General features: G+C 70.7%; 18 protein-coding genes. 10 read left to right on the top strand and 8 right to left on the bottom strand.

Annotation, left to right across the window (positions count from 1 at the left end; translation table 11 throughout):
• Positions 1–37 precede the first annotated feature (37 nt).
• Genes EPO51_RS04010 through mutM form a run of 3 tightly spaced genes read right to left on the bottom strand, consistent with a single transcriptional unit; the run spans position 38 to position 2,564 of the window.
• The gene (locus tag EPO51_RS04010) at positions 38–817 is read right to left on the bottom strand and encodes an enoyl-CoA hydratase (protein WP_293346212.1); all 780 of its coding nucleotides are present in this window, start codon (positions 815–817) and stop codon (positions 38–40) included.
• 26 nt (positions 818–843) lie between these two features.
• Positions 844–1,701 carry a TraB/GumN family protein gene (locus EPO51_RS04015; protein ID WP_293346214.1) on the bottom strand — a complete coding sequence of 286 codons (858 nt, stop codon included), beginning with the start codon at positions 1,699–1,701 and terminating at the stop codon, positions 844–846.
• Entirely contained in the window at positions 1,701–2,564 is an 864-nt protein-coding gene (gene mutM / locus EPO51_RS04020; RefSeq protein ID WP_293346216.1) for a bifunctional DNA-formamidopyrimidine glycosylase/DNA-(apurinic or apyrimidinic site) lyase, read from the bottom strand. Before mutM ends, EPO51_RS04015 begins: the two co-directional genes overlap by 1 nt.
• 61 nt (positions 2,565–2,625) lie before the next feature.
• Between mutM and EPO51_RS04025 the strand changes: the two genes are divergently transcribed.
• Both EPO51_RS04025 and ubiB read left to right on the top strand, forming a co-directional pair.
• Entirely contained in the window at positions 2,626–3,384 is a 759-nt protein-coding gene (locus EPO51_RS04025) for a class I SAM-dependent methyltransferase (RefSeq protein WP_293346218.1), read from the top strand.
• Between the two features lie 6 nt (positions 3,385–3,390).
• Positions 3,391–4,881 (top strand): 2-polyprenylphenol 6-hydroxylase, encoded by a 1,491-nt coding sequence (gene ubiB / locus EPO51_RS04030; protein ID WP_293346220.1) that lies wholly within the window; start codon positions 3,391–3,393, stop codon positions 4,879–4,881.
• A gap of 30 nt (positions 4,882–4,911) precedes the next feature.
• Here the strand turns inward: ubiB and EPO51_RS04035 are convergent, their stop codons facing one another.
• Positions 4,912–5,463 carry a hypothetical protein gene (locus EPO51_RS04035; protein ID WP_293346222.1) on the bottom strand — a complete coding sequence of 184 codons (552 nt, stop codon included), beginning with the start codon at positions 5,461–5,463 and terminating at the stop codon, positions 4,912–4,914.
• A 113-nt stretch (positions 5,464–5,576) separates the two neighbouring features.
• On the opposite strand from EPO51_RS04035, the gene coaBC reads away from it, so the two are divergent.
• The 4 genes from coaBC (at position 5,577) to EPO51_RS04055 (ending at position 9,210) form a co-directional block, all read left to right on the top strand.
• The gene (coaBC, locus tag EPO51_RS04040; RefSeq protein WP_293346534.1) at positions 5,577–6,767 is read left to right on the top strand and encodes a bifunctional phosphopantothenoylcysteine decarboxylase/phosphopantothenate--cysteine ligase CoaBC; all 1,191 of its coding nucleotides are present in this window, start codon (positions 5,577–5,579) and stop codon (positions 6,765–6,767) included.
• Positions 6,768–7,223, top strand: coding sequence for a dUTP diphosphatase (gene dut / locus EPO51_RS04045; protein WP_293346224.1), 456 nt, complete (start codon positions 6,768–6,770; stop codon positions 7,221–7,223). It abuts the gene before it with no gap.
• A gap of 40 nt (positions 7,224–7,263) precedes the next feature.
• Positions 7,264–8,061: an exodeoxyribonuclease III gene (xth, locus tag EPO51_RS04050; RefSeq protein ID WP_293346226.1), complete on the top strand. Its 798-nt coding sequence runs from the start codon at positions 7,264–7,266 to the stop codon at positions 8,059–8,061.
• A 126-nt stretch (positions 8,062–8,187) separates the two neighbouring features.
• Entirely contained in the window at positions 8,188–9,210 is a 1,023-nt protein-coding gene (locus tag EPO51_RS04055; protein ID WP_293346228.1) for a class I SAM-dependent methyltransferase, read from the top strand.
• Between the two features lie 8 nt (positions 9,211–9,218).
• On the opposite strand, the gene EPO51_RS04060 is transcribed toward EPO51_RS04055, so the two are convergent.
• The 3 genes from EPO51_RS04060 to EPO51_RS04070 form a co-directional block, all read right to left on the bottom strand.
• Complete coding sequence (locus EPO51_RS04060) at positions 9,219–10,652, bottom strand: amidase family protein (protein WP_293346230.1); 1,434 nt, start codon at positions 10,650–10,652, stop codon at positions 9,219–9,221.
• A gap of 2 nt (positions 10,653–10,654) precedes the next feature.
• Positions 10,655–11,419, bottom strand: a complete 765-nt coding sequence (gene dapB / locus EPO51_RS04065) for a 4-hydroxy-tetrahydrodipicolinate reductase (protein WP_293346537.1) — start codon at positions 11,417–11,419, stop codon at positions 10,655–10,657.
• A 99-nt stretch (positions 11,420–11,518) separates the two neighbouring features.
• Positions 11,519–12,772 carry a hypothetical protein gene (locus EPO51_RS04070; RefSeq protein WP_293346232.1) on the bottom strand — a complete coding sequence of 418 codons (1,254 nt, stop codon included), beginning with the start codon at positions 12,770–12,772 and terminating at the stop codon, positions 11,519–11,521.
• A 119-nt stretch (positions 12,773–12,891) separates the two neighbouring features.
• Between EPO51_RS04070 and EPO51_RS04075 the strand changes: the two genes are divergently transcribed.
• Positions 12,892–13,431 (top strand): GNAT family N-acetyltransferase, encoded by a 540-nt coding sequence (locus EPO51_RS04075; RefSeq protein ID WP_293346234.1) that lies wholly within the window; start codon positions 12,892–12,894, stop codon positions 13,429–13,431.
• On the opposite strand, the gene EPO51_RS04080 is transcribed toward EPO51_RS04075, so the two are convergent.
• The gene (locus EPO51_RS04080) at positions 13,428–14,189 is read right to left on the bottom strand and encodes a LytTR family DNA-binding domain-containing protein (RefSeq protein ID WP_293346236.1); all 762 of its coding nucleotides are present in this window, start codon (positions 14,187–14,189) and stop codon (positions 13,428–13,430) included. The genes EPO51_RS04075 and EPO51_RS04080 overlap by 4 nt on opposite strands.
• Before the next feature lie 148 nt (positions 14,190–14,337).
• Between EPO51_RS04080 and EPO51_RS04085 the strand changes: the two genes are divergently transcribed.
• The 3 genes from EPO51_RS04085 to sucD all read left to right on the top strand — a co-directional run bounded on the left by EPO51_RS04085 (position 14,338) and on the right by sucD (position 17,131).
• A complete protein-coding gene (locus EPO51_RS04085) occupies positions 14,338–14,886 on the top strand; it encodes a DUF2306 domain-containing protein (protein ID WP_293346238.1) in 549 nt (182 codons plus the stop codon).
• Positions 14,887–15,049: 163 nt separating this feature from the next.
• Positions 15,050–16,249, top strand: coding sequence for an ADP-forming succinate--CoA ligase subunit beta (sucC, locus tag EPO51_RS04090; RefSeq protein WP_293346240.1), 1,200 nt, complete (start codon positions 15,050–15,052; stop codon positions 16,247–16,249).
• A gap of 3 nt (positions 16,250–16,252) precedes the next feature.
• Positions 16,253–17,131 carry a succinate--CoA ligase subunit alpha gene (sucD, locus tag EPO51_RS04095; protein WP_293346242.1) on the top strand — a complete coding sequence of 293 codons (879 nt, stop codon included), beginning with the start codon at positions 16,253–16,255 and terminating at the stop codon, positions 17,129–17,131.
• The last annotated feature ends 23 nt before the right edge of the window (positions 17,132–17,154 follow it).

The following is a 17,154-nucleotide window of genomic DNA, read 5'->3' on the forward strand; positions in this document are numbered from 1 at the left end:
CCTCTCCCCCCGCACTGCGTGTCGGGGGAGAGGAGGCTCAGCGGCCCTTGAAGTCCGGCTTCCGCTTGTCGACGAAGGCGGCCATGCCTTCCTTCTGGTCCTCGAAGGCGAACAGCGAGTGGAAGAGGCGGCGTTCGACCGCGACGCCGGTGGAGAGCGTCGTCTCGAAGGCGGCGTTCACCAGCTCCTTGTTCATCATCACCGCGAGCGGCGACTGGGCGGCGATCTTGGCCGCGGCGGCCAGCGCCTCGTCCAGCAGCTTGTCGGCCGGGACCACGCGGGAGACCAAGCCCGCGCGCTCGGCCTCGGCGGCGTCCATCATCCGGGCGGTCAGCACCATGTCCATGGCCTTGGCCTTGCCCACCGCGCGCGGCAGGCGCTGGGTGCCGCCGATGCCCGGCATGACGCCCAGGTTGATCTCCGGCTGGCCGAACTTGGCGGTCTCGGCGGCGATGATGAAGTCGCACAGCATGGCCAGCTCGCAGCCGCCGCCCAGCGCGTAGCCCGCCACCGCGGCGATGATCGGCTTGCGGAACTGCTCCAGCCGGCGGCCCGCGGAACCGAAGAAGTCGGTGGCGAACATCTGGGCGTAGGACTTGTCCGACATCTCCTTGATGTCGGCCCCGGCGGCGAAGGCCTTCTCGGAGCCGGTCAGCACCACGCACTTCACGGCCTCGTCGGCCTCGGCGGCGTCCAGGGCGGCCGAAAGCTCACCGAGAAGCTGGCTGTTCAGCGCGTTCAGCGCCTGCGGCCGGTTCAGGCGGATCAGGGTCACGCCAGCGCTGGGCGTCTCGACGATAAGGGTCTCGTAGCTCATGGGGCGCTCCTCGTTCGAAGGGCGACTTACGGCCCCGAGACCGAATAGCCAAGCGCCCGGAGGCGCGAGGGTAACCCATCGGAACCCACCAGATGGCCGACGCCGACCACGACGACGGTGCGCCCCCTGCCCTTCAGGCGGGAGTCCAGCTCGACGGTCCAGCGGGCGTTGCGTTCGGTGACCAGGCGGCCGAACAGGGCAGGCGAGGCCTTGCGCATCGGCTCCAGGGCCTCGCGGTCCAGGGCTGCAGCGTCGCCGGCCAGCCAGGCGCGGATGAGCTTGTTGTAGCCGTCCGGGTCCTCCTGCAGTTCGCGGACGGTCTGGTTCAGCGAGGCGATCTGTTCGGCTTGCGGCGTCTTGTCGAAGAGGTCGAGCTGCTCGGCCGGGGTCTCCAGCGCCTGGCGGCGGACTGTGGCCGGCGCCGTCGTCTCCACCGTCTTCTCGACGCCGTGCTCGGTGTCGGCGCCCGCGGCGCGATAGGCGGCGCCGGCCAGGGCCACCTCGGCCAGCCACGGTTCCAGCCGGTCCAGGGTGCTCTTGTCCAGGCCCAGGCCCTCGGCGGCGCGGATCAGGAGCTCGGCGTCGCGGGGCGTCAGCAGGGTGAACAGCGACTGCCCGACCGGCAGGATGCCGGTGGTGGCGGCCAGGCGGGCGATCTCCTGCTCGGCGGCGGGCCCGGCCGGCAGTTCGAACCACAGATCGTCGGCGCGCTTCAGCCCCGCGTCCAGCGCCGCCGGGCGCCAGGCGAGCCCGGGCGGCAGGACGTGGATGGAGCCGAACAGCAGCATCTCCGAATCCGCGTCCTTCACCACCCAGACGGGCGGGTCGGCGTGAGCGGGCGCGGCGACGAGGAGGAGAACCGCGAGGGCGGCGAGAAAACGCATCACGTCTGGCACACCGGGCAGAAGAAGGTGGAACGGCCGGCCTGGACCTCGCGGTCGATGATTCCCGGGCAACCCGCGTTGCAGCAGGGCTGACCCTCGCGGTCGTAGGTGCGGAAACGGTGCTGGAAATAACCCAGCGCCCCGTCCGTCTGGGCGAAATCGCGCAGGGTCGAGCCGCCGGCGGCGATCGCCTCCTGCAGGACGGCCTTGATCTCGGGGACCAGCTTGGCCAGCCGTGGGCCGGAAACCTTGCCCGCGGGCTTGAAAGGCGAGATGCGGGCCCGGTTCAGGGCCTCGCACACATAAATGTTGCCGAGCCCGGCCACGATGCGCTGGTCCAGCAGCAGGGTCTTGGGGCCCTGCTTGCGGCCGGCGAAGGCCGCCTTGAGGTGCGCGGCGTCGAAGGCGTCGGACAACGGCTCCGGCCCCAGGCCTGCAAACCAGGGGTGCAGGTAGAGGGTCGCGGTGTTGACCAGGGCCATGTAGCCGAACCGGCGAGGGTCGTAGTAGGTCACCCTCGTTCCGTCCTCCGTCTCGAAGACGATGTGGGCGTGCTTGGGGTCGGGATCGGGGGCATAGTGGAAGTGGCCCGGCCGCGCCTCGCCTTCAGCGTGGGCGATCTCGAAGCGGCCGCTCATGCCCAGGTGCATGACCAGGGTGTCCTCGCGGTCCAGGCGGGCCAGCAGGTACTTCGCACGCCGTTCCAGCTTCACGATCGTGGCGCCGGTCAGGAACTGGACGAAGTTCTCCGGCAGCGGAAACCGCAGGTCGGGCCGCCGCGCCTCCACGCGGGCCAGCCGCCGACCCTCCAGCACGGGCGCCAGGCCGCCCCGCACCGTCTCGACTTCGGGCAACTCAGGCATGACGCTTCGCTTGGCACGCCCGCGCTGGCGCGCCAAGGCCCCACCCGCTAAAGACGCGGCCATGACGGGACCTTCCGCCACCTTTGGCTTCCGCGACGTCGACGCTTCCGAGAAGGCCGGCCTCGTCCGCGGCGTGTTCGACCGCGTCGCCAGGCGCTACGACCTGATGAACGACCTGATGAGCGTGGGCGTCCACCGGCTCTGGAAGGACGCCGTCGCCGCGCGCCTCAATCCGCAGCCCGGCGAGACCATCGTCGACTGTGCGGGCGGCACCGGCGACATGGCCCGGCGCTTCGCGAAGATGGCCCGCCGGGCCCAGGAACGCCGGGGCGGCGAGGACGCGAAGATCTTCGTGGTCGACTACAACGCCGAGATGATCATGGCCGGGCGCGAGAAGGGCTCGGCGCCCGAGATGGCCTGGGCCGTCGGCGACGCCCAGGCCTTGCCGCTGCCGGACGGGTCGGCCGACGCCTATGTGATCAGCTTCGGCATCCGCAACGTGACGGACATCCCCGCGGCGCTGCGCGAGGCGCGGCGCGTACTGAAGCCGGGCGGCCGGTTCCTGTGCCTGGAGTTCTCGCGGCCGGTGACCGAGGCCCTGCGCGCCGCCTACGACGCCTATTCCTTCCGGGTGATCCCGGAAATCGGGGCGCGGGTGGCCAACGACCGGGAGAGCTACCAGTACCTGGTCGAGAGCATCCGTCGCTTCCCCGACCAGAAGGCCTTCGGCGCCATGATCGGCGAGGCCGGCTTCAGCCAAGTGGGCTGGACCAATTTCTCCGGCGGCGTGGCGGCCATGCACACCGGGCGGGCGATCTAGGCGCTCATGGCCTCGCTGGGCGCCTATCTGCGGCTGTTCGGGGCCGGATGGACGCTGGTCCGCAACGACGCCCTGCTGCCGCGAGAGCTGGACGCCTTCTATTCGCCAGCGGTGCGGCTCGGCGCGAATACGCTGCGGATCTTCGCGAGCCGCCGGACCGGGCGGCCGGGCGAACGCCTGGCGCGGTCGCTGGAGGGCCTCGGGCCCGTGGCGATCAAGCTGGGCCAGCTGCTGTCGACACGGGGGGACATCTTCGGCCGCCAGTTCGCCGAGGACCTTGGCCATCTGAAGGATCGGCTGCCGGCCTTCCCGATGGCCCAGGCGCGGGCGATCATCGAGCAGGAGCTCGGCCGGCCGGTGGAGGCGGTGTTCGCCGCCCTGGGCGAACCGGTGGCCGCCGCGTCGCTGGCGCAGGCGCACGAGGCCACCCTGATGGACGGCCGGCGTGTGGCGGTGAAGGTCCTGCGGCCGGGCATCGAGCGGCGGGTGGCCGCGGACTCCGCGGTCCTGGCCCTGGCCGCGCGGCTGATCCAGCGCTGGGCGGCGCCGATCCGCCGGCTGGAGCCGGTGAAGTTCGCCGACACCGTGATCCGCGCGACCGAGCTGGAGCTGGACCTGCGGCTGGAGGCCGCCGGCGCCGACGAGCTGGCCGAGGTGATGGCCAAGGACGGCTACATGTCCGCGCCCACGGTGCTGTGGGAAGGGGTCGGCAAGCGGGTGCTGACCATGGTCTGGGCCGACGGCATGGCGCTCTCGGACGAGGCGGCGCTGAACCAGCCGGGCCTGGACCGCAAGGCGCTGGCCGACAACCTCACCCGCGCCTTCCTGGCCCAGGCGCTGGACCACGGGGTGTTCCACGCCGATCTCCACGAGGGGAACCTGTTCGTGGCCGCGCCTGCCAAGCTGCAGGCGGTGGACTTCGGGATCATGGGACGGCTGGGCGCGGTCGAACGGCGCTACCTGGCCGAGATCCTGTGGGGCTTCCTGCAGCGGGACTACCCGCGGGTGGCCCAGGTGCATTTCGACGCCGGCTATGTGCCGCAGAAGCACAGCGTCGCGGCCTTCGCCCAGGCGTTGCGGGCGGTGGGCGAACCGGTGTTCGGGCAGCGGGCCAATGCGGTGGCCATGAGCCGGGTGCTGACCCAGCTCTTCGAGATCACCGCCCTCTACGACATGCACCTGCGGCCCGAGCTGGTGCTGCTGCAGAAGACCATGATGACCGTCGAGGGCGTGGCCCGGCGGATCGATCCCGAGCACGACATCTGGGGCGCCTCCGAGCCGGTGGTCCGCCGCTGGATCGCCCGCGAACTCTCCCCCGTCAGCCGGGTGAAGCAGCTGGCCGGCGAGGCCGAGAGCGCCATCCGCAACATCGCCCGCCTGGCCCAGCCCGCCGTGGCGGTCGAGGTCGAACCCGCGAAAAGCAACGCCCTGCTGTGGTTCGCGCTGGGCGCGCTCGCGGCGGGCGCCGCGTTCCTGGCGGGGGCTGTGCTGGGCTAGTCTCCCCTTCCCGCTTGGCGGGACCGGAAGTTACGCCTCGTCGTCGCTGTTGCGCCGCGACGCCTGGCGGCGGGCCTCACGGGCCTTCTGTTCCTCCCAGTAGGCCATGCCTTCGTCGGGCTTGAACATGGTGCGGGGCGCGCCCGCCTTGCTGGCGACGGCGAAGATATTGCCCTTGGGGTCGTAGAAGAGCCTGTCGCCGTTGTTGCGGGTCATCGTCAGGGTGCCCTTGGGCGGGTTCGAGACGAAGCCGTGCGCCTTCTGGACGAACTCGTCGACGCTGTCCGCGCCGAACGTGCGGCCGTTGCGGTCGAAGGCGCGCTGGGCGTTCTGCTGGGCGGAAAACTTGCGGCTGGCGGACCACATCGGCTTGCCGTCCACCTCTGGCACGGGGTCCCGGCGATGGTCCTCGCGGGGCGCATTGTCCGAGCGGAAACCGGCGTCGGACGACGCGTCGTCGGCGCTCGTCGCCATCTGGGTCCCGGCGGACTGCTTCCGGGCCACGGCCGAGGGGCCGTTGTCGCAGGCGCTCAGCGTCAAGGCGGCGGCCGCGGCCAGCAGCCAAATCCTCGTTCCAGCCACGTGTCGTCTCCAACTAAGGTCAAGCTGGAACAAAGAATGAACACAACCTGCGGCGTTTGTCGAGTCCTTCCGGATGACCTACATCGGAGCCCTCTTTGACGGGGTGTCTGGCCTTGGCCGAGCAGCGGGTTCTCCTCATCGTCGGCGGCGGCATCGCAGCCTACAAGGCCCTGGAGCTCACGCGGCTCCTGCGCAAGGCGGGCGTCGGCGTGCGGCCGATCCTCACCCGGGCCGGCGCCGAGTTCGTGACGCCGCTCAGCCTCGCGGCCCTGGCCGAGGACAAGGTCTATTCCGAGCTGTTCAGCCTCACCGACGAGGCCGAGATGGGCCATATCGAGCTCAGCCGCTCGGCCGACCTCGTGGTGGTGGCGCCGGCCACGGCGGACCTGATGGCCAAGGCGGCGAACGGCCTGGCGGGCGACCTGGCGTCAACGACCCTGCTGGCGACCGACAAGCCAGTGCTGATGGCGCCGGCCATGAACGTGCGGATGTGGGAGCACGCCGCGACGCGGCGCAACTTCGAGCGCCTGAAGGCCGACGGCGTGCTGTTCGTGGGCCCCGACGAGGGCGCCATGGCCTGTGGCGAGTACGGTCCCGGCCGGATGGCCGAGCCGGCGGCGATCTTCGAGGCGATCCGCACGGCGCTGAGCGGCGCGGCGGCGCGGCCGCTCACCGGCAGGCGCGCCATCGTCACAGCGGGACCGACCGCAGAGCCGCTGGATCCGGTCCGGCTGATCACCAACCGCTCGTCGGGCAAGCAGGGCTATGCGATCGCCAGCGCGCTGGCGGCCCTGGGCGCCGAGGTCACCCTGGTCAGCGGCCCGACCGCCCTCACCGCCCCGGCCGGCGTCAACCGCGTCGACGTGGAGACCGCGCGCGACATGCTGGCGGCCTGCGAGGCGGCGCTGCCGGCCGACATCGCCGTCTGCGTGGCGGCGGTGGCCGACTGGCGGCCGGAGTTCCAGGGGACCAGCAAGATCAAGAAGGGCGACGCCGGCCCACCGGCCATCGCCCTGGTGGAGAACCCCGACATCCTGGCGACCCTGTCGAAGGGCAAGGAGCGTCCGAGGCTGGTGGTCGGGTTCGCCGCCGAGACCGACGACGTCGAGGCCCACGCCAGCGCCAAGCTGGCCCGCAAGGGCTGCGACTGGATCGTCGCCAACGACGTCAGCATCGAAGGCGTCATGGGCGGCGACCAGAACGCCGTCGCCATAGTCTCCAAGGGGGGAATCGAGCGATGGGACCGCATGGCCAAGGGTGAGGTCGCCCGCCGGCTGGCCGCCCGCATCGCTGAGGAATTCTGAGTGTCCCCGACCGTCCCGATCACCCGCCTGCCGCACGGCCAGGACATCCCGCTCCCCGCCTACGAAACGGCCCAGGCGGCGGGGATGGACCTGCGCGCCGCGGTGCCAGAGGACGAGCCGCTGGTGCTGCATCCGGGCGACCGTTTCGCGGTGCCGACCGGCCTGGCCTTCGCCTTGCCACCGGGTTTCGAGGGGCAAGTGCGGCCCCGCTCGGGGCTGGCGTTCAAGAACGGGATCACCTGCCTGAACAGCCCCGGCACCGTCGACGCCGACTACCGCGGCGAGGTGAAGGTGATCCTGATCAACCACGGCCCGGAGGCCTTCACGATCCGCCGCGGCGACCGCATCGCCCAGCTGGTGATCGCCCCCGTGGTGCAGGCGACGTGGGCCGAGGTCGACAGCCTGGACGAGACCGTCCGCGGCGCCGGCGGCTTCGGATCGACCGGGGCCGCATAGCCCACGGAACGCGCGGCGCCGCAGGGTGTTCTCACCCGGCGTGCGGATAGCCACCTACAATGTGAACGGTGTGAACGGGCGGCTTCAGGGCCTCCTCGCCTGGCTGGCCGAGACGCGGCCGGACATCGTCTGCCTGCAGGAGTTGAAGGCGCCGGCGGAGAAATTCCCCGAAGGCGCCCTGCGGCGCGCCGGCTACGGCTCGGTCTGGCATGGCGAGAGCCGGTGGAACGGCGTGGCGATCCTGGCCCGGGATTGCGACCCCATCCAGACTCGCCGCGGCCTGCCCGGCGACCGGGCCGACGTCCAGAGCCGCTATGTGGAGGCGGCGGTGAACGGCGTGATTGTGGCCTCGCTCTACGCCCCGAACGGCAACCCACAGCCGGGGCCGAAGTTCGAGTTCAAGCTCAGGTGGCTGGAACGGCTGCACGCACACGCGGCCGGCCTGTTGGCCAGCGGCCATCCGGTGGCGCTGGCCGGCGACTTCAACATCATCCCCGAGCCGCGGGACGTCTATGCGCCCGAGCGGTGGCTGGACGACGCCCTGTTCCACCCGAAGGTCCGCGAGGCCTATGCGCGGCTGTTGGAACAGGGCTGGACCGACGCGCTGCGGGCGCGGTTCCCGGACGAGACGGTCTACACCTTCTGGAAGTACTGGCGCGGCGCCCTGGAACGCGACGCCGGTCTACGCATCGACCATCTCCTGCTCAGCCCGGACCTCGCGCCCCGCCTGAAGGACGCCGGGGTCGATCGGGCCTTCCGGGCGCGGGAGGGGGCCAGCGACCACGCGGCGGTGTGGATCGAGCTGGCGGACCAGCGGGCGAAGCGGGCTCCGGGATAGCAGCGCCGATCCTGCATTGCATTATTACTAGTGTTGAATATATCTTAGTTCGATCATACATGACGCTCAAGCTGGGGGATCGGTATTCGCGCGACGAGCATCGCCGCGCTTCCCCAGGGAGCTTCCATGCCCACCTTGTCTCCTGCCGTGAACGGCGCCCGCGATCCCCGGCATGACCTGCCCGCTTGGGCCGCCGCCGCCTTTCCGGGCGGTCTGGCTCAGGAAGGCGGCAACGTCTGGGCGCCGCACGACTATTCCTGGGACATGGGCGAAGAAGCCCGCATCAATCAGTCCGCGTCGAACCGGTCGGGGGGCGGCCTCGCCGTCAGCCTCCACTTCGAAGGCCTCCTGAGGGCGGCGTTGGCGCGGGCCGGGGTCGAGATGTCGATGGACGGGGTGCTGCTGGACCTTCGCAGCGGCGACGGGACGCGCTCGGTGGTTCCCTGGCTCAGCCTCCTGCCGCGCGTGCATATCGTGGCCACCGACCCCTCGAGCCTGCTGCTGGCCGCGGCGGTGGGGCGCGCCCGACCGCTCGAGGCCGAGGATCGGGTGATGGGCGTCCTTGCCGAGCCGGACCGAATTCCGGTGGCGCCGGGATCGGTCGACATGGTCAGCGGTGTCGCCTGCCTGCACGAGCTTGATGACCCGGACCTCATCCTGGCCGCCGCCGCCCGGGCCTTGCGGCCCGGCGGCACGGCGATCTTCCTCGCTCCGTTCGACGGTCACGGCGTGCTGCGGCTGGCGTATGAGCGGATCTGCGCCGAGGCCCCGCTCTGGCCGGACGATCCGCTGGCCCCCGATGTCGCGCTCGCGTTGCGGGCCATCGTCGACGATATCGCCAAGCGCACCTTGCCGGACCGCCGCGACCCCACCTTCGCGCAGATGGAGCAGAAATGGCTGTTCGCGCGCGAGTCGCTGGAGACCGCCGCGCGGGGCCTTGGCTTCCGGGGGGTCGATTTCATGTCGCACAACGACCATGAGACGCTCTACCGGGACGCGGCCACGCTCCAAGTGGGCGCGCTGACGGGCAGCGCCGATGCGGCGCTTCCGAGCTGGGCCATGGACATCCTGGACGGCTTCGACCGTGCGCTTCGGCCGCCCGTGAAGCGGCTCCTGATGCTGGAAGGCACGATCGTCCTGCGGCGCTGAGGCCGTTCCTAGAGCCCCGGCGCCACGAACCCGCGGACATTCTCGTCGATGGCCTGGGCCAGCGCCAGGGTCCTCGCGTCGCCGGCGTGCGGGCCGATGAGCTGCACGCCGACGGGGAGGCCCGCGGCGGTGCGGCCGGCCGGGACGGCCGTGGCGGGAAGGCGGAGCGCCGTGGCCACCGAGATCCAGGTCAGCATCGAGGGATAGGGGATCGCCTGGCCGTCCGACATCTTCAGGCTGCGCTTCTGGAAGGGCCGCCGGTCGTGCGGGAAGGCCGCGACCGGCGCGATGGGCGCCAGGATCACCTGCCAGCGCCCGAAGGCGGCGTCGATCTCGTGGCGTAGGCGCGAGCGCACGGCGTCGGCGGCCAGCCACTCCGTATGGCGGGCCGTGTAGGCCATGGTCATGGCGGCGGTCGAAAGCGGCCCGTCGCGCTCGACCCGCCCGCCCATGAAGAAGCGCATCCGCTCCATCCCGCGCAGCATCTTCGGCGGCAGATCCTCGCCCAGCACAGCGCCCAACAGCGTCTGGTAGCTGTGCAGCAGGGCGCGCATGTCCACCGGACTGGGGATGGTCTCGACCTCCGCCCCCGCCACGCGCAGCTCGTCGGCGAAGGCCTGGATCACGCCGCGGACCTCGGGGTCGAGCGGGCATAGCGGGTCGTCCAGCCAGAGGCCGACCTTGGCCTCCTTCAGGTCGGCGGGCGGCGCCTTGGGGGCTAAGGGCCCGTTCTCGATGATCGACAGCAGCAGGCGCAGGTCGCGGGCCGAACGGGCCATGGGGCCGACGACGTTCAGGTCGCGCTCGACGAAGGAATTCGGGCTGGGAGGAACGTGCCCGCGCTGGCTGACCATCCCCCAGGTGGGCTTGTGGCTAAAGACGCCGCAGAAGCTGGCCGGGACCCGCAGCGACCCGCCGATGTCAGAGCCGATCTCCAGCGGCGTGACGCCGATGGCGAGCGCGGCCGCCGCGCCGCCGGACGAACCGCCGGGGGTTCGCGTCGGGTCCCAGGGATTGTTGGTGACGCCATAGACGCCGTTGGCGCTCTGCCAGTCCGCGGCCATGACCGGCACGTTGGTCTTGCCCCAGATCACGGCCCCGGCGCGGCGCGCATGGCTGACCGCCGCGGCGTCCTCGGTCATGCGGCGGCGCAGGTCGGCCAGGCCTGATGAGGCGGCCATGCCGGCCACGTCGAAGGTGTCCTTGATGGTCATCGGCAGGCCGGCGAGCGGCCCCAGGGACTCGCCCCGAGCGCGGGCGTCGTCCAGGGCCCGGGCCCGCTCCAGCGCGCGCTCCGGATCGGCCGCCACGACGGCGTTGAGCTTGCCATGGGTCTCGGCGTGGCGAGCCAGGGATAGCTTCAGCAGCTCGACGGCCGAGATGCGCTTGCTGGCGAGGGCGATCAGCTGGCTCGAGGCGTCCTGGCCAAGGAGGTCCGACACGCTCAGCGGTCCTTCGCGAAGCCGAGCACGTCCTGCATGTCGTGTTCGCCCGGCGGCCGGCCGGCGACCCAGCGGGCGGCGGCGAGGGCGCCGCGGGCGAACAGGCCTCGGTCGCGGGCGGAGTGGCTGAGGGTCAGGATCTCGTCGTCGGCGGCGAAGGTCACGCTATGCTCGCCGATGATGCCGCCGCCCCGCAGGACCGAAAAGCCGATCTCCTGGACCGGCCGCTCGCCGGTGATGCCGTCGCGGGCGTGGCGGGCGACCTGGGACAGGCTGACGCCGCGGCCCCTGGCGGCGGCCTCGCCCAGCATCAGGGCCGTGCCGGAGGGGGCGTCGACCTTGCGGCGATGGTGGGCCTCGAAGATCTCGATGTCGTAGGCCTCGGCCGGCAGGGCGCGGGCCGCCTGCGCCACCAGGCCCATCAGCATGTTGAGGCCGAGGGAGAAGTTGCCTGCGCGGACGATGGCGGTGGTTCGGGCGGCCTCGGCGACGGCGGCGATCTGGTCGGCGTCGAACCCCGTCGCGCCCAGCACCAGGGCCACGCCCCTGCCGGCGACCTCGCGGGCCAGGGCGGCGGAGGCGGCCGGCGTGGTGAAGTCGATGACCACCTCGCAGGCGGCCAGGGCCTCGGCGGCGGGGATCAGGCCCTCGCCCGTGGCGCCCGGCCGGTCGAAGCGGGCGACGAGGCTCAGCGCAGGGTCGGCCTGCACGGCGGCGGTCACGGCCTGGCCCATGCGGCCCAACGCGCCGGCGACAGCGATCTTGATCGGGGCGGCGGACAGGGCGGTCTCTCCGGTTTGCCGACTGGCGACCGCTAGTTCCCGCGCGCCGGGGCCTTGGTCAATCCTTACCTATCCCGGCAAGGCTCAGTTCTCCCGTGCATCCCGCGTCAGGTCGTTGAGCTCCGAGATGCGAGCCTCGTAGACGTCTTCGACGGCCCACGGAGCCTCGCGCGCCGCGGCGGCGCGGGCCTGGAGCCAGCGGGCCTGCTGCCGCTGGAGCGACGAACTGGGCACGCCGGCGGCCTCGGCGTTGCGGTAGGCCTGCTGGAGCTGGCGGTCGCGGGCGCCCAGCCGACGGTCGGCGCAGACCACCGCCGCGCCGGGGTCGGACGAGGCGCACCCCTCGTTGCGGGCGACCCGCATCGGCCCCTCGCCGACCGGGGCGGGCCTGCGCGGCGCGGGCTTCGCCGCCGGCGGCTTCTTGGCGGCCGGCCTGGCGACCACCGGCCGGGTGGAGGCCTTCTCGACCTTCGGCGCCTTGGCGGACCTGGCCTTGGCGAGCTGGGTCTTCGGCTTCACCACCTCGGCCTTGAGCTTCTTCGGCGTGGCCTTCACGGCTTTCACCAGCGAGGCGAGGCGCTTGGTCTCCGCCTTGGCCTTGGCGGCCTTCTGCGCCTTCGCCTCCGCCTGGGCGAGCTTCGCGGCCCTCGCCTTCTCCGCCTTGGCGCGTTCGACCTTCTCGGCCTTCGCAAGCCTTTCGGCCCTGGCCTTCTCCGCCTTGGCCAGTCGGGACTCACCGGTGACCTTCGCCTTCTCGACCTTTGCCTTCTCGATCTGCGCTTTTTCCGCCTTGGCCGGCCCGGCCACGGCGACCTTCAACTTCTCGGGCCTGGGCATCGGCTTGGGCTCGGCCTTGGCCTTGGCCTTCTGGACCTTGGGCTTCTCCGGCGCCTTCTCGATCCTGGGTTCGGGCCTGGGCCTCGGTTCGGCCTTGGGCCTGGGCTCGACCTTCACCGTGGGGACCAGCATCGGCTCGGCGGCGACCACGGCGTCCACCTTCATCAGGCCGGCGGAGGGGCGGCGGGGCGCGACCATGTCCGGGGCGTACGGAGGCGGCGCGACCTCACGGTCGGGCGCTGCCTCGCCGGGCAGCACCTCCAGCAGCGGGCCGAACGGAGCGGGGCTGTCATCGACGATGATCTGCAGGGCGGGACGCGGGGCGTCCTCGGGGGCCATGGCCCGGGGGTGGGGCGGCTCGGGCGGGGCGGGCCGCGCCCAAAGTCCCATGCCCACGCCCAAGGCCACCGCCCCCACGACGCCGGCGGCGACGAGCCGGCCATGGCCAGGCGGTTTCGGGGCCGGCAGGTCCGGCGGCAGCTCTTCGAAATTGTCCAGCATCGGGCGCCCCTTGAAACACGGGTCCCTCGACGCACATGGCTAAGGTCGGCTACGGCGCATGCGCCGGCAAGCTCGCCCCCAACCCGAACTCTCTCCCAATTGCAGATTGAGGCAAAAACGTGCCGTTGGAAATCCCTACGCTTGAGACACAACGCCTCATTCTGCGGGCGCCGCAGCCGGAGGATTTCGAAGCCTGGGCGGCGTTCTGCGCCGACGAGGAGGCGGCCCGCTTCATCGGCGGCAAACAGGATCGGATCGGCGCCTGGCGGATCATGAGCGTCATGGCCGGGGGCTGGTTCACCCGCGGCTACTCCATGTTCTCGGTGATCGAGAAGGCGAGCGGCCGCTGGGTCGGCCGGGTCGGGCCCTGGCGACCCGAGGGCTGGCCGGGCACGGAGGTCGGCTGGGGCGTCGCGCGGGAGTGCTGGGGCAAGGGCTATGCGACCGAGGCCGCCGAGGCGACCATCGACTGGGCGTTCGCCACGCTGGGCTGGACCGAGGTGATCCACACGATCGAGGCGGCGAACGTGAATTCCCAGAAGGTCGCGCAGCGGCTGGGCTCGCGTATCCTGCGCCAGGCCGTCCTGCCGCCGCCGATGAACGTGGCGGTCGATTGCTGGGGTCAGAGCCGGGAAGAGTGGCTGGCTCGGGGGCGTTAGATCCAGCCCCGCTCGCGCAGGATGCCGGCATAGGTCCGGCTCACCGGCACTTCCGCTCCGTCCTTCAGCTTCAGCGTCGCACGGCCATCGCCCCGCTTCGCGTCGGTGATGGCGTCCCTGGCCACCCACCAGGAGCGGTGGACCTGGGCGCCCTCGATGCCTTCGAGCTCGGCCACGGCGTCGGCGAGGCGCATCAGGATCAGGTCCTGGCCCTTGGAGGTGTGGAGGCGCAGATAATGGTCTTCCGCCTCGACCGCCCAGACCTCGCCGCCGCGCAGCTTCAGCGGCAGGCGCTCCAGGAACTTGGGCGGGTTGGGTCCGGCCGCGGTCATGGCTTCGCGACGGGTCTCGATCAGGACGTTGATTGCGGTCAGGGCCATCGAGACCAGCAGGACCGGCCCGAAAAGCATCCACAGACCCGAGAACGGGACGTTGGAATTGAACATGAAGTGGGTGGCGGCCCAGACCACGACCGTTAACGGCACGGACATCACCAGCGCCGAGATCGCGGCGTCCAGCCACATGTTCCCCGTCCGCCGCCGGTCCCGGAGGAAGAAGCGGGAGACCCAGGCGCCCCAGACGTAGCCGACGACCATCAGGGTCATCCAATAGACCAGGCGCGGAACCAGCGGCGCCTCACCGGTGTCGAATGCGCCGGAGAAGGTCAGGAACAGGCCCGCCACCAGGGCCACGGCCAAGCCGCGCCCCCAGCCACGGGTCTCGTCGTAGGGACCGATGCGGGCGAGGAGCTTCTTCACCGGCCCGCCGCTCGCGAAGCGTGAACGGAGCCGCGCGGCAGTTCGCGAAGCTCCGCCGTCACCCGACGCATCCTCGCTCGCACCCTTTTCCGACCGCCGTCATGTCCTGGCCCACCGGGCCCAAGGCCCCTCGCCTCGGAGATAAAGGATGTCGCCTGTTTCGCAAAAGCCCGCCCGCCCGCCGATGAGCTTCGGCCTGCGCTTCGGCCTGTCCCTGGGCGCCGTCGCCGTGATCGTTGGCCTGTCGCTGGGCGGCGCGTGGAAGGGTGTCGTCGCTGTCGCGCTGGCGGCGCGCCCGCATGCGCCGGATGCGGCGCTGTTCGACGCGCTGAGCCCGGCTATCAGGATCCACCTGTTCACGGCGCTGGCCGCCCTGGTGCTGGGCGGGGTGCTGATGACGGCGCGCAAGGGGCGGACGTTCCATCGTGTGGCCGGCTGGGTCTGGGTGAGCCTGGTGCTGGCGACGGCGGGCGCGACGCTGTTCATCACCAGCCTGAACCATGGCCGGTGGTCGATGCTGCACCTGTTCACCGGCTGGGTGCTGCTGGTGCTGCCGCTCGCGGTGATGTGGGCCAAGCGCCACGACGTCGCGCGCCATCGCAGGACCATGATGGGCCTGTTCTACGGTGGCTTCGCCCTCAACCTGTTCATCGCCATGATCCCGGGACGCACCCTGTGGCTGATGTTCCTGGGGTGACTTGCTCCCTCCGAGAGAGCGTGCGCGTTCCCCTCGGGGCATGGTCGTGCGCCGAAGGGTGGTTTTCCGGGCCTCACGCGGTTGTCATCACCGGAGGCGGCGCCTATAAGCCGCGTCACTCGCCACAGGGGCGAGCCTTCCCCGCAGTCGCCCCCAAGGCCTCATGAACATCCACGAACACCAAGCCAAAGCCGTCCTCGCGGAGTTCGGTGTGGCGGTCCCGCGCGGCTATCCCGCGTTCTCGGTCGACGAAGCCGTCGAAGCAGCGAAGAAGCTGGGCGGACCGGTCTTCGTCGTGAAGTCGCAGATCCACGCCGGCGGGCGCGGCAAGGGCCGCTTCGAAGGCCTGGGCCCCGACGCCAAGGGCGGGGTGCGGGTGGTCAAGTCCGCCGAGGACGTGCAGGCCAACGCCGCCGAGATGCTGGGCCGGGTGCTGGTGACGCATCAGACCGGACCCAAGGGCAAGCAGGTGAACCGCCTCTACATCGAGGAAGGCGCCGCCATCGCCAAGGAATTCTACCTGTCGCTGCTGGTGGACCGCGAGACGAGCCGGGTCTCGGTCGTGGCCTCCACCGAGGGCGGCATGGACATCGAGGAGGTCGCCCACTCGACCCCCGACAAGATCGTCACCTTCTCCATCGATCCGGCCACCGGAGTCTGGCCGCACCACGGCCGCGCGCTCTCCGGCGCCCTGGGCCTGAAGGGCGACCTCGCCAAGCAGGCGGCCAAGCTGCTGGGCCAGCTGTACGAAGCCTTCGTCGCCAAGGACATGGCGATGCTTGAGGTCAATCCGCTGATCGTCACCGCCGACGACCAGCTGCGGGTGCTGGACGCCAAGGTGTCGTTCGACTCGAACGCCCTCTACCGCCACCCCGACATCGTCGCCCTGCGCGACGAGACCGAGGAGGACCCCAAGGAGATCGAGGCCTCCAAGTTCGACTTGAGCTACATCGCCCTCGACGGCGAGATCGGCTGCATGGTCAACGGCGCCGGCCTGGCCATGGCCACCATGGACATCATCAAGCTGTACGGGGCCGAGCCGGCCAACTTCCTGGACGTCGGCGGCGGCGCCGACGAGGCCAAGGTGACGGCGGCCTTCAAGATCATCATCGCCGACCCCAACGTGAAGGGCATCCTGGTCAACATCTTCGGCGGCATCGCCCGCTGCGATATCCTGGCCCAGGGCGTCGTCGCCGCGGTGAAGCAGGTGGGCCTCAAGGTGCCGCTGGTGGTCCGGCTGGAAGGCACCAACGCCGAGCTGGGCAAGAAGATCATCAACGAGAGCGGCTTGAACGTGATCGCGGCCAACGACCTCTCGGACGGCGCGGAAAAGATCGTGAAAGCCGTGCGGGGCGCTCAGTAAGACATGTCGATCCTGATCAACAAGAACACCCGCGTCATCTGCCAGGGCATCACCGGCGCCCAGGGCACCTTCCACTCGGAACAGGCGATCGCCTACGGGACCAAGATGGTCGGCGGCGTGACGCCCGGCAAAGGCGGAACGACCCACATCGGCCTGCCCGTCTACGACACGGTCGCCGAGGCCGTGAAGCAGACCGGCGCCGACGCCAGCGTGATCTATGTCCCGCCGCCCTTCGCCGCGGACTCGATCCTGGAAGCCATCGACGCCGAGGTCCCGCTGATCATCTGCATCACCGAGGGCATCCCGGTGGCCGACATGGTCAAGGTCAAGCGCTCGCTCAGCGGCTCAAAATCCAGGCTGATCGGCCCCAATTGCCCCGGCGTGCTCACCCCGGATGAGTGCAAAATCGGCATCATGCCCGGGAACATCTTCAAGAAGGGCTCGGTGGGCGTTGTTTCCCGGTCGGGTACGCTTACCTATGAGGCCGTGTTCCAGACCACGCAGGTGGGCCTCGGCCAGACGACGGCCGTGGGCATCGGCGGCGACCCCGTGAAGGGCACCGAGTTCATCGACATGCTCGACATGTTCCTGAAGGACCCGGAGACCGAGTCGATCATCATGATCGGCGAGATCGGCGGTTCGGCCGAAGAAGACGCGGCTGAATTCATCAAGAATTCACCAAACAAGAAGCCAATGGTCGGCTTCATCGCGGGACGCACCGCGCCGCCCGGTCGGCGCATGGGTCACGCGGGCGCGATCATCTCCGGCGGCAAGGGCGGCGCCGAGGACAAGATCGCCGCGATGGAAGCTGCGGGAATCCGCGTGTCGCCGTCCCCGGCGGCCCTCGGCACCACGCTTCTGGAAGTGCTCAAGGGCGCGTAAGCGCCGTACATGACGGTTTAGGG

The organism is Phenylobacterium sp. (assembly GCF_004297125.1).
Classification (GTDB): domain Bacteria; phylum Pseudomonadota; class Alphaproteobacteria; order Caulobacterales; family Caulobacteraceae; genus Phenylobacterium.

What these genes read in the sequence shown, in the direction of transcription:
- EPO51_RS04010 (WP_293346212.1), bottom strand. Translation starts at nt 817, where the DNA reads ATGAGCTACGAGACCCTTATCGTCGAGACGCCCAGCGCTGGCGTGACC.
- ubiB (WP_293346220.1), top strand. Translation starts at nt 3,391, where the DNA reads ATGGCCTCGCTGGGCGCCTATCTGCGGCTGTTCGGGGCCGGATGGACG.
- EPO51_RS04085 (WP_293346238.1), top strand. Translation starts at nt 14,338, where the DNA reads ATGTCGCCTGTTTCGCAAAAGCCCGCCCGCCCGCCGATGAGCTTCGGC.
- EPO51_RS04055 (WP_293346228.1), top strand. Translation starts at nt 8,188, where the DNA reads ATGCCCACCTTGTCTCCTGCCGTGAACGGCGCCCGCGATCCCCGGCAT.
- mutM (WP_293346216.1), bottom strand. Translation starts at nt 2,564, where the DNA reads ATGCCTGAGTTGCCCGAAGTCGAGACGGTGCGGGGCGGCCTGGCGCCC.
- EPO51_RS04025 (WP_293346218.1), top strand. Translation starts at nt 2,626, where the DNA reads ATGACGGGACCTTCCGCCACCTTTGGCTTCCGCGACGTCGACGCTTCC.
- EPO51_RS04070 (WP_293346232.1), bottom strand. Translation starts at nt 12,772, where the DNA reads ATGCTGGACAATTTCGAAGAGCTGCCGCCGGACCTGCCGGCCCCGAAA.
- sucC (WP_293346240.1), top strand. Translation starts at nt 15,050, where the DNA reads ATGAACATCCACGAACACCAAGCCAAAGCCGTCCTCGCGGAGTTCGGT.
- EPO51_RS04015 (WP_293346214.1), bottom strand. Translation starts at nt 1,701, where the DNA reads ATGCGTTTTCTCGCCGCCCTCGCGGTTCTCCTCCTCGTCGCCGCGCCC.
- sucD (WP_293346242.1), top strand. Translation starts at nt 16,253, where the DNA reads ATGTCGATCCTGATCAACAAGAACACCCGCGTCATCTGCCAGGGCATC.